General features: G+C 67.1%; 15 protein-coding genes. 12 read left to right on the forward strand and 3 right to left on the reverse strand.

The genetic code is table 11. The annotated features are described in order from the left end of the window. Positions 1–59 precede the first annotated feature (59 nt). Genes F615_RS0111050 through F615_RS0111065 form a run of 4 tightly spaced genes read left to right on the forward strand, consistent with a single transcriptional unit; the run spans position 60 to position 3,129 of the window. Positions 60–1,055, forward strand: a complete 996-nt coding sequence (locus F615_RS0111050) for a KpsF/GutQ family sugar-phosphate isomerase (RefSeq protein ID WP_026330247.1) — start codon at positions 60–62, stop codon at positions 1,053–1,055. Further along, positions 1,055–1,645: a KdsC family phosphatase gene (locus F615_RS0111055; RefSeq protein WP_019561250.1), complete on the forward strand. Its 591-nt coding sequence runs from the start codon at positions 1,055–1,057 to the stop codon at positions 1,643–1,645. The genes F615_RS0111050 and F615_RS0111055 overlap by 1 nt, the downstream gene beginning before the upstream one ends. After that, positions 1,646–2,356: an LPS export ABC transporter periplasmic protein LptC gene (lptC, locus tag F615_RS0111060; protein ID WP_019561251.1), complete on the forward strand. Its 711-nt coding sequence runs from the start codon at positions 1,646–1,648 to the stop codon at positions 2,354–2,356. Continuing rightward, positions 2,353–3,129 (forward strand): SDR family oxidoreductase, encoded by a 777-nt coding sequence (locus F615_RS0111065; RefSeq protein WP_019561252.1) that lies wholly within the window; start codon positions 2,353–2,355, stop codon positions 3,127–3,129. Before lptC ends, F615_RS0111065 begins: the two co-directional genes overlap by 4 nt. Before the next feature lie 6 nt (positions 3,130–3,135). Here the strand turns inward: F615_RS0111065 and F615_RS0111070 are convergent, their stop codons facing one another. Together F615_RS0111070 and F615_RS0111075 are read right to left on the reverse strand one after the other, a co-directional pair. Then, positions 3,136–3,600, reverse strand: coding sequence for a hypothetical protein (locus F615_RS0111070; protein WP_156824616.1), 465 nt, complete (start codon positions 3,598–3,600; stop codon positions 3,136–3,138). After that, positions 3,597–4,100, reverse strand: a complete 504-nt coding sequence (locus tag F615_RS0111075; RefSeq protein WP_019561254.1) for a hypothetical protein — start codon at positions 4,098–4,100, stop codon at positions 3,597–3,599. The genes F615_RS0111070 and F615_RS0111075 overlap by 4 nt, the downstream gene beginning before the upstream one ends. 209 nt (positions 4,101–4,309) lie before the next feature. On the opposite strand from F615_RS0111075, the gene fumC reads away from it, so the two are divergent. The 3 genes from fumC to F615_RS0111090 are packed head-to-tail and all read left to right on the forward strand — an operon-like array spanning position 4,310 to position 6,994. Then, entirely contained in the window at positions 4,310–5,704 is a 1,395-nt protein-coding gene (gene fumC, locus F615_RS0111080; protein ID WP_019561255.1) for a class II fumarate hydratase, read from the forward strand. A 43-nt stretch (positions 5,705–5,747) separates the two neighbouring features. Then, positions 5,748–6,683, forward strand: coding sequence for a sodium-dependent bicarbonate transport family permease (locus F615_RS0111085; protein WP_019561256.1), 936 nt, complete (start codon positions 5,748–5,750; stop codon positions 6,681–6,683). Positions 6,684–6,685: 2 nt separating this feature from the next. Further along, on the forward strand, positions 6,686–6,994 hold the full coding sequence (locus tag F615_RS0111090) for a P-II family nitrogen regulator (RefSeq protein WP_019561257.1): 309 nt from the start codon (positions 6,686–6,688) through the stop codon (positions 6,992–6,994). Between the two features lie 74 nt (positions 6,995–7,068). Here the strand turns inward: F615_RS0111090 and rbp are convergent, their stop codons facing one another. Beyond that, on the reverse strand, positions 7,069–7,446 hold the full coding sequence (gene rbp, locus F615_RS0111095; RefSeq protein WP_019561258.1) for an RNA-binding regulator: 378 nt from the start codon (positions 7,444–7,446) through the stop codon (positions 7,069–7,071). Between the two features lie 229 nt (positions 7,447–7,675). Here rbp and F615_RS0111100 point away from each other — a divergent pair, with 229 nt between their 5' ends. From F615_RS0111100 to F615_RS0111120, 5 genes are all read left to right on the forward strand, one after another. Continuing rightward, a complete protein-coding gene (locus tag F615_RS0111100) occupies positions 7,676–8,509 on the forward strand; it encodes a helical backbone metal receptor (protein WP_019561259.1) in 834 nt (277 codons plus the stop codon). Then, the gene (locus F615_RS18340; protein ID WP_019561260.1) at positions 8,482–9,639 is read left to right on the forward strand and encodes a GGDEF domain-containing protein; all 1,158 of its coding nucleotides are present in this window, start codon (positions 8,482–8,484) and stop codon (positions 9,637–9,639) included. The genes F615_RS0111100 and F615_RS18340 overlap by 28 nt, the downstream gene beginning before the upstream one ends. 61 nt (positions 9,640–9,700) lie before the next feature. Beyond that, on the forward strand, positions 9,701–11,161 hold the full coding sequence (gene tldD / locus F615_RS0111110; protein ID WP_019561261.1) for a metalloprotease TldD: 1,461 nt from the start codon (positions 9,701–9,703) through the stop codon (positions 11,159–11,161). A 156-nt stretch (positions 11,162–11,317) separates the two neighbouring features. After that, complete coding sequence (locus F615_RS0111115; RefSeq protein ID WP_019561262.1) at positions 11,318–11,812, forward strand: hypothetical protein; 495 nt, start codon at positions 11,318–11,320, stop codon at positions 11,810–11,812. A 273-nt stretch (positions 11,813–12,085) separates the two neighbouring features. After that, a complete protein-coding gene (locus F615_RS0111120) occupies positions 12,086–13,204 on the forward strand; it encodes a 3-deoxy-7-phosphoheptulonate synthase (protein WP_019561263.1) in 1,119 nt (372 codons plus the stop codon). Positions 13,205–13,242 lie beyond the last annotated feature (38 nt).

A 13,242-nucleotide genomic window follows, 5' to 3' on the forward strand; every position in this document is an offset into this window, starting at 1 on the left:
GGCCCAGCGCCTAGAATCTGCCCATCGTAAACGAGCCATGCCCTCGACGGCCCGTCCCCATGCCTAGCCCGTCTGCTCCCGGATACAACGCTGATCGAGCCATTGCGTTGGCGCGCCAAACCCTTCAGATCGAAGCGCAGGCCCTGCTGGCCCTGCGCGACCGCCAAGGCCCAGCCTTCGCGCAGGCCGTGCAGACCATTCTCGGCTGCAGCGGCCGTGTGGTCGTCATGGGCATGGGCAAGAGCGGCCATGTGGGCCGCAAGATCGCCGCCACGCTGGCCTCCACGGGCACGCCGGCCATGTTCGTGCACCCAGCGGAGGCCAGCCATGGCGACCTGGGCATGGTCACCTCCGCCGACGTGGTGATCGCGATTTCCAATTCTGGCGAAAGCGATGAGCTCACCGCCATCTTGCCCTTGCTCAAGCGCTTGGGTGTGCGACTGATCGGCATGACCGGGCGGCTGGCCTCCACACTGGCCCGGCACAGCGACGTGGTGCTGGACACCTCGGTCGCGCAAGAAGCGTGTCCGCTCAATCTCGCGCCCACGGCCAGCACCACCGCGCAGATCGCCATGGGCGACGCCTTGGCGGTGGCCTTGTTGGATGCGCGGGGCTTTCGTGAGGAGGACTTCGCGCGCTCGCACCCGGGCGGCGCCTTGGGCCGCAAGCTGCTCACGCATGTGCGAGATGTGATGCGCCAAGGCTCAGCCGTGCCGCGCGTGCGGCCCGACACCGGCTTTTCGGCCATGATGCGCGAGATGTCGGCCAAGGGCTTGGGGGCCACGGCCATCGTCGACGATGACGACCGGGTGCTGGGCATCTTCACCGACGGCGACTTGCGCCGCCAGATCGAGCAAGGCCGCGACCTGCGCGGCCTGACCGCCGGCGAGCTGATGACCCGTCAGCCCCGCACGGTGCGTGCCGATGCCTTGGCGGTGGAGGCGGCCGACCTGATGGAGCGGGCCCGCATCACCTCGGTTTTGGTGGTCGATGAAGACGGCCGCCTGGTGGGTGCGCTCAACAGCAACGACCTGATGCGTGCCAAGGTGATCTGATGCGGCGCGAGCTACGACCGGCTTTGTCGGCACCGCCTGAGCTGCTGCTGCAAGCCCAAGGCCTGCGCGCGGCCATCTTCGACGTGGACGGCGTGCTCACCGACGGACGGCTGTACATCGGCGAGGACGGGGAAGCCTTCAAGGCCTTCCACGTGCTCGATGGCCATGGCATCAAGCTGCTGGCGCGCGTTGGCATCGAGCCGGTGGTCATCACCGGCCGCGATTCTCCGGCGGTGCGTCGCCGGCTGGGCGACTTGGGCATCGTCGAAGCCCGCTTCGGCGTGGCCGACAAGCTCGCGGTGGCGCAGGCGCTGCTGGACGAACGTGGCTGGGGCTGGCATGAGGTGGCCGTCATGGGCGACGACTGGCCCGACCTGCCGCTGATGGTGCGCGCTGGCTGGGCCTGCGCGCCGGCCAATGCACATGCCGAGGCCAAGGCCGTGGCGGACCATGTGTGTGCCTTGCGCGGCGGCGAAGGCGCCGCCCGTGAGTTCTGTGACCTGTTGCTGATGGCCAGTGGACACTACGCCCGGCTCTTGGAGGGCCATTTGCACACCCTGGACGACGGCCGAGCGGCCGCCGGCGCGTGAATGAGCCGCGCCGGTTCGACCGAGCCGCATGCCACCGGCTTGGGCCGCCTCAAAGTCCCGGCCTCGGGAGGGGTGCCGCCGCGGTCGCGCTGGATCCAGGCGGTGGACCAAATCATGACCTCGCTGCCGCTGGTGCTGATGGCCGTACTGGCCGGCCTGACGTACTGGTTGGTGCGCAGCACCCCCGTGCCCGAGACCCCGAGCCCGGACGCCCCGCCGCGCCGTGATCCCGACTACGTGATGGAACGATTTTCCGTGCAGCTATACCGCGGGGTCGGTCTGCCGGAGCTGCGCCTGGAAGGCCGCACCTTGCGTCACTACCCCGACACCGACCGGCTCGAAATCGACGAGGTGCGCTTGCGCCACACCGATGCGCAGGGCCGTGTCACGGTGGCCACGGCAAGCCAGGCCCAGGCCGAAGGAGACGGCAGCCAAGTGCGCCTGCTCGGCGGGGCTCGGGTGCTGCGCCAGCCTGGGGCCGACCCGGCAGGCCCACCTTGGGACCAAGCCACCGAGCTGCGCGGCGAGGAACTGCTGTTCTTCGTCGAGGCGCAACGAGTGGTCTCCGATCGTCCCGTCACCTTGGTGCAAGGAGGCATGCAGTTGTCTGGACAAAGCTTGATCTACGACCATCCCCGGCGCGTGCTCGAGCTGCGCGGCGGGGTGCAAGGCGTGTTGCCGCCCACACGGCGTGCGGGGGCGGCTTCATGAGCCGGCCGCTGGCCTACATCACGGGCGCATCCAGCGGCATTGGCCAGGCACTGGCGCTGCGCTACCACCGAGCGGGCTGGCGCCTGGCTTTGGTGGCGCGCCGTGCGGCCGACACCGAGGCCTGGGCGCGCTCGCAGGGCTGGACGGCCGAAGACTGCGTGGTCCATGCCGCCGACGTGCGGGACGTGCAGGCCATCGTCGCGGCAGGCCGGCAGTGCCTCGAGCGCCAGGGCTTGCCGGAGGTGGTGATCGCCAATGCGGGCATCAGCGTGGGCATGGACACGGCCATCTTCCACGATCTGGAGGTGATGCGAGCCACCCTCGAGACCAATGTGCTGGGGCTGGCGGCCACCTTTCATCCCTTCATCGAGGGCCTGCGCCAGCGCCGCAGCGGCCGCCTGGTGGGCATCGCCAGTGTGGCGGCCATCCGGGGCCTGCCCGGCCACGGCGCCTACTGCGCCAGCAAGGCGGCGGTGGTGAACTATTGCGAAAGCCTGCGCGGCGAGATGCGGCCCTATGGCGTGCCGGTGGTAACGCTGCTGCCGGGCTACATCGACACGCCGCTGACGCGCGAGAACCGCTACGCCATGCCGTTCTTGATGAGCGCCGAGGACTTTGCCGATCGCGCCTACGCGGCCATCGAGGCCGGGGTGAGCTACCGCGTCATTCCCTGGCAGATGGGCCTGGTGGCCAAGCTGCTGCGCGTCTTGCCCAACGCCCTGTTCGACCGGGCCTTGGCCGGGCGGCCGCGGAAGAAGCGACAAGGGGAGTGAGGATCGTCACAAGCACAGCAGGCTGCCTGGCACCAGGCGCCATCGGTCCTTGGTGAAGTGGCCGCGGACGAAGGCGTTGGCGACGAAGCCTTCGGCGATGTCCTCCTGCACCATGTTGAGCGAGCAGGCCCAGGCATCGATCACACGGCCATCGGGCGTTTGCACCGGATCCGACGTGCAAGTCCCTTTGAGCACCGCGCGGTGATGCTCGGGATGGTCCAGCGCATCGCCCAGCACCTGCGCCAGCCGGTCCCGCAGCGTGAGGCGGGCGTCGAGGGCCTCATCGGACATGCAGCCCGAACCGCGCAAGGGCGTGTCGCCCTGGCTCAGGAAGAGTTGCATCATTTGCGCCCCCTTGGGGGGTTGGCTGGGATCGATGACCACTCGTTCGCCTGTCCAGGGGTCGATGGGGGCGTGGGCGCAGCCCACCAGCATCAAGGCTCCCCCGAGGCGCCACAGTTGCGTTCTCAAATGAACTCTCCGAAGTAGAACTCCACAGTCTGGCCAGACATTTGATAGGCCCGACCAAAGCGTTCATTGAAGACCGAGACGGCTTCACTCACCACCCGGCGCTGCGTATTGCTGTAGTGCCAGACGGTTCCTCCAAGATGAATGCCGATGTGCTTCCAGCGGGAGTCGCGCATCTGCAGCTGGTGGCCAAGCACGACGACATTGCTGGTGTGGGTCACGAAGATCAGGCAGCCCTGGAGATGCAAGGGTCGGTCGGACCACAAACCTCGGTGGCGGCAGCGATTGAAGACTTCGTTGACGCGGAGGTTGGCGCCACGCTCTTCGCGCTGCTTGTCCGTCCAAGTGAAGGTCTTGCACGTGTGTCCGAAATCGTAGCCCAGCATGTGGCTCACGAAGTGGGCGCAATGATTCTGTTGATCGTCATTGGCAATGGAAAAGAGGCATAGCTCGCTGATGTGCTTGCCAACGGCCTCGGCCAGTGGCACGGTGGTGTGCAGCATGGAAGCTCCTCTCTGAATCTTGTGGTATGGGCTGCTGCGAAGCAGCCCAAGGCATTGTGGCCTCGAGCCGGGCGAGCAACTGTGTCCGGTGGTAAGCGGCCGTGACGAGCCCCGGTGCCGGGGGAGGGCGTGACCGCAAGACAGCGCCGGACGCCGGCGCTATCGTTATGCTGCAAGCGCTTGCATGGCGCGCAGGCAGGGAGACGCACATGCCAACTCGCATCGAAACCGATTCCATGGGCCCCATCGAGGTGCCGGCGGACCGCTATTGGGGCGCGCAGACGCAGCGCTCGATCCAGCATTTCAAGATCGGCGGGCCGCGCTTCGTGTGGGGCCGCCCGATCATCCGCGCGCTGGGTCTGCTCAAGCTGGCCGCTGCGCGCGCCAATCGCGAGCTGGGCGAGCTGCCGGCAGAGCTGGCGGCCTTGATCGAGCCGGCAGCGCAAGAGGTGGCCGACGGCCACCTGGACGATCATTTTCCCTTGGTGGTGTTCCAAACCGGCTCGGGCACGCAGTCGAACATGAATGCCAACGAGGTGATCGCCAACCGAGCGATCGAGTTGGCCGGCGGCGTGTTGGGCAGCAAGCAGCCGGTGCACCCCAACGACCATGTGAATCGCGGGCAATCATCGAACGACACCTTTCCCACCGCGATGCACATGGCGGTGGTGGAGCAGCTGCACGAGCGGCTGTTCCCGGCGGTGCAGGCGCTGCGCCAGACCTTGGCGGCCAAGGCCAAGGCGTATGAGCATCTGGTCAAAACGGGCCGCACCCACCTGCAAGATGCCACGCCCATCACCTTGGGCCAGGAGATCGGGGCCTGGGTGTCGCAGATCGACTTCGGGGTGCAAGCGGTGCGCCAGACCTTGGACGGCTTGTACGATCTGGCCATCGGCGGCACGGCCGTGGGCACGGGGCTCAATGCGCACCCGCGCTTTGGTGAGCGCGCGGCTTGGCATCTGGCGCAACTGACCGGCCACCCGTTTCGCAGCGCGCCGGACAAGTTTTTCGCGCTGGCCGCGCACGATGCGCTGGTGCAATGCTCGGCGGCCTTGCGCACCTTGGCCGGCGGGCTGATGAAGATGGCCAATGACGTGCGGTGGCTGGCCAGCGGGCCGCGTTGTGGCATCGGCGAGCTGCGCATCCCCGAGAACGAGCCGGGCTCGTCGATCATGCCGGGCAAGGTCAATCCCACCCAGTGCGAGGCCCTGACCATGGTGTGCGTGCAGGTGTTCGGCAACGATGCGACCGTGGCGTTTGCCGGCTCGCAAGGCAACTTCCAGCTCAATGTGTACAAGCCGGTGATGGCGCACAACGTGTTGGAAAGCATCGCCTTGTTGGCCGACGCCTGCGAAAGCTTCGAGCAGCACTGCGCGCGTGGGCTCGAGCCCAACGAGGCGGTGATCGACGAACACCTGGAGCGCAATCTGATGCTGGTGACGGCGCTGAACCGACACATCGGCTATGACCGCGCCGCGCAGATCGCCAAGGCGGCGCATGCGCATGGGCTGAGCTTGCGCGAGGCGGCCATCGAAAGCGGCTATGTCAGCGCCGAGGAGTACGACCGCTGGATCGATCCGCTGGCCATGACGCGGCCAGGCTGAGCCGCGCCGGGTGCGGGCGGTTTCTGTGGCACCATGCCGGGCCATGATCGATGTCGTCGTGTTTTTCTTTCTGCTGGGCGTGTTTGCCCGTCTGGTGCGTTCGGACCTGCGCGTGCCCGAGGCCTTGTACGAAACCCTGTCCATTTACTTGTTGCTGGCCATCGGTCTCAAAGGCGGCATCGAGTTGTCCAAGCAGCCGGTGATGCATTTGCTGCCGCAAGTGGGGGCGGCGCTGGCGCTGGGGCTGGCCATTCCGTTTGCCCTGTATCCCGTGCTGCGGGTGCTGCGGCTGAGCATGGCCGATGCGGCCTCGGTGGCGGCGCACTACGGGTCGGTCAGTGTGGTGACGTTTGCCGTGGCCAGCGCGGCATTGACCCGCCAGGGCATTCCTTACGAAAGCCATGCCTCGCTGTGGGTGGCGGTGATGGAGGCGCCGGGCATCGTCTCGGGCATTTTGTTGGCGCGCCTGTCGCGGCTGCGTGAGGTGCGTTGGGGCACGCTGGCCCATGAGGTGGCCTTTGGCAAGAGCGTGTTGTTGCTGGTGGGCGGTTTGCTCATCGGCGCCATCGCCGGCGAGGCGGGTACGGCGCCGATTCATGCGGTGTTCGTCGAGCCCTTCAAGGGCGTGCTCGCGCTGTTCCTGTTGGAGTTGGGCTTGGTGGCCGGTGGCCGGCTGGCCGAGGTGCGTCGCTATGGCGTGGCGGTCATTGGTGTGGGCCTGATCGCCCCGCCGCTGCTGTCCTTGGCCGGGGCGGCCGTGGGCCTGATGCTCGGTCTGTCCACGGGCGGGGTGGCCTTGTTGGCCACGTTGGCGGCCAGTGCGAGCTACATTGCCGCGCCCACGGCCATGCGCATCGCCGTGCCCGAGGCCAATGCCGGTTTGTCGATCACCGCGGCGCTGGGCGTGACGTTCCCCTTCAATGTCTTGGTGGGCATTCCTTTGTACATTGCATTGGCAAAAGCCCTCACCGGAGCTTGAGCATGGCCCTGACCAAACACCCCCGTACCTTGTTGGTGATCATCGCCGAGGCGGCCTTGGAAAAGCAGCTCGTGGCCGACGTCAAGCGCCTGGGCGCGCATGGCTATACCGTCTATGACGTGCGCGGCGAAGGCAGCATGGGCGTGCGCGAAGGCGCCTGGGAAGCGGACCGCACGATCGAGATGAAGGTGATTTGCGAGACGGCCGTGGCCGATCAGATCGCTGAGCACGTGCTGACGCGGTATGCACCGCATTTCGGGCTGACGATGTTCTTCGCCGACGTGCAGGTCTTGCGCCCCCACAAGTTCTGAGCCCGGCGGCCGCACCAAACAAAACGGCGAAGCCGAAGCTTCGCCGTTGGGGGGAACAGACGGATACCTGGGGCTCAGTACTGACCGCGACCGCCACCGCTGCCGTAGCCGCCCCGACCCCCGCCGCCACCGTAACCGCCGCGGCTGCCGCCTGCACCGCCGCCAAAGCCCCGGTGACCGCCCCCGAAGCCGCCGGGCCGCGGTTCGCGGGGCCGGGCTTCATTGACGACGATGGCGCGGCCGGACAGGGCCTGGCCGTTCAAGCCATTGATGGCCGATTGGGCCTCGGCATCCGACCCCATTTCCACGAAGCCGAAGCCCTTGGAGCGGCCGGTATCGCGGTCCATCATGACCTTGGCCGAGGTGACCGCGCCGAATTGGCTGAAGGCCTGGTTCAGGTCTTCGTCGCGGATGGAATAGGCGAGATTGCCCACGTACAGCTTGTTGCCCATCGAGAGAGCTCCTTTCTATCGCTCATCGTTCAGTTGGAGCTTCTACCCGTCGAGAACCACTCAAGCCTAGGCGCCGCATCCACACAGAGACCCATCCATTATGGGCGAGTCGCCTGACAATGGGAAATCCAGGTGTGAAAAACTGTTGTTTTCCCGGGGAGGGTTTTTCCGGGTCGCCCTGCTTTGGTGCGCCGCTCCCCGGGGCTTGGATTGGAGGCAAGATCGGCGCATGCCCGCACCGCCCCTCGACCCCCCTCGCATCGCCAGCTTGGTGCCCTCGATCACCGAGCTGCTCTTTGCCTTGGGTCTTGCGCCGTGGATCGTGGCGCGCACGGGTTTTTGCATTCATCCGCGCCACGCCGTGGCGGCCGTGCCCAAGGTGGGCGGCACCAAGGACGTGAAGCTCGATGCTCTGCGCAAGCTGGCGCCCACGCATGTGATCGTCAATGTCGACGAAAACGAGTGGCCCACGGTGCAGGCCTTGCGGGAGTTCGTGCCCGAGGTCATCGTGACCCACCCGTGCGCGCCGCAGGACAACCTCGCGTTGTACGAGCAGGTGGTGCAGGCCTTTGGTCGGTTGCCGGGGGTGCGCGCGCGGGCCGAAGCCTTGTCCGAGCGGCTGCGCCAGGGTTTGGGCGCGCTGCAGCGCGCCGGGCCGTGGCCGCCGCGCCGGGTGTTGTACGTCATCTGGCGCGAGCCCTGGATGACCGTGGCGCGCGACACCTATATTTCCCGGCTGTTGGCCACGGTGAATTGGCAGACCTGGCCCGACGTGCATGGCGGCCCCAGCGGGGCGGCTCGCTATCCGGTGTTCGACTGGGCGCAGGTGCGGCACGCAGGGCTGGATGCGGTGTTGCTGGCCAGCGAGCCCTACCGCTTCGGCGCGCGGCATGTGGAGGAAGTCCGGCGGCATCTGCCCGACGTGCCGGTGCAGTTAGTCGATGGTGAGTTGCTCAGTTGGTATGGCAGCCGCGCGATCGACGGCTTGAGCTATGTGCTGGCATTGGCGCGGCCGACGGCGCCTGGGGGCGGGCCATGCAAGGCGTGCAACTCCAGGCCTTGAGCATCCTGTTCACCTTGTGGGCGAATGTGACGCTCACGGGGCTGGCCTTGTTTGCCGTGGTGGGCCGCAGTGCCCATGCGGGCTTGCGCTGCTGGATTCGTGCGCTGTTGTTGCAATCGCTGGGTTGGGCGGCCTTGATCGTGGCGCCGCTGGCCGGCGTCGGCCGGCCTTGGGTCTCCAGTGCCGGGGTGTGGGCCTTGAGTCTGTCATTCGCACTGGGGTGGCGGGCCCTGGGCCTGTATCTGGAGCGCCCCGTGGGCTGGCGTTGGATCGTGCTGTGGCCCCTGGGCCTGGCGATGCTCAATGGGCTGATCTATGAGCATGTGCAGTGGCGGGTGAGCCTGGTCAATGTGCTGCTGGCCGTGCAGCTGGCGGCGGTGGTGCATCTGGCGCTGCGGCCGGCACCGCAAGGGCGCGCTTGGCGTTGGTTGCTGGCAGGGGCGGCTTCGGCGTCTGCGGCGATGTTGCTGGCGCGCGCGGCCCTGATGGCCGGCTGGCCCGAGGACTATCCCTCGTTTGGCGCCAATCATCCGCTGAGCATTGCCGGACTGATCATCGACAATGCCACGGTGAGCCTGGCCACCCTGGCGTTTCTGCTGGCGCATCGCGACGAAGCCGAGCGGCGTTTGCGTCAATTGGCCACCTATGACGACCTCAGCGGTGTGCTCAACCGCCGCGCGGTGCTGGAGCAGGCCCAGCGGCTGGTGCGGCTGGCGCGCCGCCATGAGGTGCCGGTCACGGTGATGATGATCGACATCGACCACTTCAAACGCATCAATGACGAACGCGGGCACCCCGCCGGCGACCAGGTGATCGCCGGCTTTGCCGCCGTGCTGCAAGAAAGTTTGCGCGAAGGCGATGTGGTCGGCCGCTACGGGGGCGAAGAGTTCATGGCCGTGCTGTACGATGCCGACGCCGCCGCCGCCCAACGGGTCGATGCGCGCTTGCGTCAGCGGCTGCGGCGGCGGCCCTGGCCGACACCGGACGGCAGCGTGGACTTCAGTGCCGGGGCCTTCACGATGAACCGGGCCGACGGTGATCTCGACGCCGCCATTGCGCGGGCCGACGCGGCCTTGTACCAGGCCAAGGCAACCGGCCGGGGCCGCTTGGTGTGGGTGGCTGGGGCCTGAGCGCCGGCTGCGCAAGCCCATGCCGGCGCCATGTGGACCCTGCCCTGCCTACAATGTCGGCATGATCTCGCGCGAACCCACCCTCGAACGCTTGGCCGTGGCCCGCTCGCTGTTGCTGGAGCCTTTCGGCCTGGACGAAACCGTGCTGGCGCGGGCCTTGCGCACCATCGGCGAGCATCGCATCGATGACGCCGATCTGTATTTCCAGTACACCCGCAGCGAGGGGTGGAGCCTGGAGGAGGGCATCGTCAAATCCGGCAGCTTCAGCATCGACCAAGGCGTGGGCGTGCGGGCAGTGTCGGGCGAAAAGACGGCGTTTGCCTATTCCGACGACATTTCCGAGGCGGCGCTGCTCGATGCGGCGCGCACGGTGCGCACCATTGCGGCGGCCGGTCAGAGCCGGCGGGTCAAGGTGGGCCCGCCGCAAGTGGCCAGCAGCCGCATGCTGTATGCGCCGACCGATCCGATCGCCACCTTGGACAGTGCGCGCAAGGTCGAATTGCTCGAGAAGGTCGAGCGCCTGGCGCGCGCGCGCGATCCGCGCATCGTGCAGGTGATGGCCGGCCTGGCTGCCGAATACGACGTGGTGCTGGTGGCGCGCGCCGATGGCACGGTGGCCGCCGATGTGCGCCCGCTCGTGCGCCTGAGCGTGACCGTGATCGCCGAACAGAACGGCCGGCGCGAAATCGGCACCGGCGGCGGTGGTGGGCGGTTCGGACTGGGGTATTTCCACGACGGCGTGATCGCCGGCTATGTGGACGATGCGGTCAAGGCGGCATTGACCAATCTGGAGTCGCGCCCGGCGCCGGCCGGCGAGATGACCGTGGTGCTGGGCCCGGGCTGGCCCGGGGTGCTGCTGCACGAGGCCGTCGGTCATGGCCTGGAGGGGGATTTCAACCGCAAAGGCTCGAGCGCGTTTTCGGGGCGCATCGGCCAGCGCGTGGCCGCCAAAGGCGTGACCGTGCTCGACGACGGCACCTTGCCGGATCGGCGCGGCTCGCTCAACATCGATGACGAAGGCCACGTCACCCAGTGCAATGTGCTGATCGAAGACGGCATCCTGCGCGGCTACATCCAAGACAGCCTGAACGCGCGGCTGATGAAGGTCAAGCCCACGGGCAACGGCCGGCGTGAAAGCTATGCCCATGTGCCCATGCCGCGCATGACCAACACCTACATGCTCGGCGGGGACAAATCGCCCGAGGAAATCGTCGCCTCCATCAAGAAAGGGCTGTATGCCGTGAACTTCGGTGGCGGCCAGGTGGACATCACCAGCGGCAAATTCGTGTTTTCCGCCAGCGAGGCCTACTGGGTCGAAAACGGTCGCATCCAGTACCCGGTCAAGGGCGCCACGCTGATCGGCAACGGCCCCGACGCGCTCACCCGGGTGAGTCTGATCGGCAATGACATGCGTCTGGATTCCGGCGTGGGCACCTGCGGCAAAGAGGGCCAGAGCGTGCCGGTGGGCGTGGGTCAGCCGACCTTGCGCATCGATGGTCTGACCGTCGGCGGGACGGCCTGACCGGCTGTGACCCGACCGGCCTGCGGTCGCGGGTGTGAAGATTTGCCGAGAGCTTTTGCACGCTGAGGCCGATGGCGTGCCCGGCAGGCTTGATGGAGCGCGGCGCAGGCACTACGCTCAAGGGTCCCGGTCCCTCCTGCATGGGGCCGGGTTGCCATGTCCGACCCCGACGCCCCTGCGCCCGAGCCCCCACGCTCGCAGCCCGACCCCGAGCTGATCGAGCGGGTCGAGCGCGTCAACACCGACCTGATGAAGTTCGTGCGGCAGGTGCGCACGGCCAGTCCGCCGGTGCGCACACGGCTGCAGCTGGACTTGCGCGAGCGCCTGGAGCGCCAGCGACGCGACCTGTTGGGGCGTCACAGCGTCTTGCCCGTGGAGCTGCGTCACTATGCCGTGACCTTCACCGAGGTGCAATGGATGCTCGATGTGTGGATCGACGCCTGCGCCCGGGAGGTGGACGAGCCCTTGCTGCGCCGCGAGTTCATGGACGTGGCCTCGCGCCTGCTGGGCGAACTGGAGGTGCTGCGTGCCCCGGATCCCGCGCTGGACCCGCCGGCGCGTCGGCCGCTGTGGTGGTCGGCCCTCACGCGGGGTCTGCACACCGAGGGCGACGAGCCGCCGCGCTCGGGCGAGCCCGACATCCTGCTTTGACGTGGCGCCGTTGCCACATCCGATCTTGACGCAGCGCCGCAAAACCGTGCTACATTAGGCGCCTATGGCTCGCGCAACGACCTTCTTTTTTGCCTACTTTTGGTTCTCGCACCGCACCGGCGGAGGAGAGGTCAGCGCGTAACCGTACAAACCCGCAACCGAATCCCAGAAAACCGCCGGAAGACCTCCGGCGGTTTTTTTTCGTCCCTCTGGGAGGCGGTGGCTGCAGACAGTCCGTCACCCCCTGATGATCGAGCAAGGAGAACGCACCCCATGAACGCCAAGTCCGCCAGCGCCATCGAGGGTTGGTATGCGCCCGTCGACCGTACCTCTCAAACCGATGATGAAAGGATCAAGGACGTGACGCCGCTGCCGCCACCGGAGCATCTGATCCGCTTCTTTCCGATCCGCGGCACGGCAGTGGAGACCTTGGTGTCCGAGACCCGTCAGCGCATCCGACGCATCATGCAGGGCAAGGACGACCGCTTGCTGCTGGTCATCGGTCCGTGCTCGATCCACGACCCGGCGGCCGCCGTCGATTACGCCCGCCGCCTGCTGGCGCAGCGCCAGAAGTACGCCGACACGCTGGAGATCGTGATGCGTGTGTACTTCGAGAAGCCCCGCACCACCGTGGGCTGGAAGGGCCTGATCAACGACCCGTACCTGGACGAGAGCTTCCGCATCGACGAGGGGTTGCGCATCGCGCGCCAGTTGCTGCTGGAAATCAACCGCCTGGGCATGCCCGCCGGCAGCGAGTTCCTCGACGTGATCTCGCCGCAATACATCGGCGACCTCATCAGCTGGGGCGCCATTGGCGCACGCACCACCGAAAGCCAGGTGCACCGGGAGTTGGCCTCCGGCCTGTCGGCGCCCATTGGCTTCAAGAACGGCACCGATGGCAACATCCGCATCGCCACCGATGCGATCTTGGCCGCCAGCCGGGCGCATCACTTCCTGTCGGTGCACAAAAATGGCCAGGTGGCCATCGTCGAGACCAAGGGCAACAAGGACTGCCACGTGATCCTGCGCGGTGGCAAAACCCCCAACTATGACGCGGCCCATGTCGAAGCCGCCTGCAAGGACCTGGAGGCGGCCAAGCTGACCCCATCGCTGATGGTGGACTGCTCGCATGCCAATTCCAACAAGCAGCACGAGCGCCAGCTCGAGGTGGCGCGCGACATCGCGGCGCAGGTGGGCAGCGGCTCCCGCCGCATCTTCGGCGTGATGGTGGAAAGCCATCTGCAAGCCGGCAACCAGAAATTCAACCCGGGCAAGGACGATCCGTCCAAGCTCGAATACGGCAAGAGCATCACCGACGCCTGCCTGGGCTGGGACGACTCGCTGGAAGTGCTGCACGTGCTGTCGGAGGCCGTCAAGCGCCGGCGGGGTTGAGAGGGGGGAACTTCTGGGGCGCCGTGCGGGCCCAAGCG

Source organism: Caldimonas manganoxidans ATCC BAA-369 (assembly GCF_000381125.1).
Taxonomy (GTDB): Bacteria; Pseudomonadota; Gammaproteobacteria; order Burkholderiales; family Burkholderiaceae_C; genus Caldimonas; species Caldimonas manganoxidans.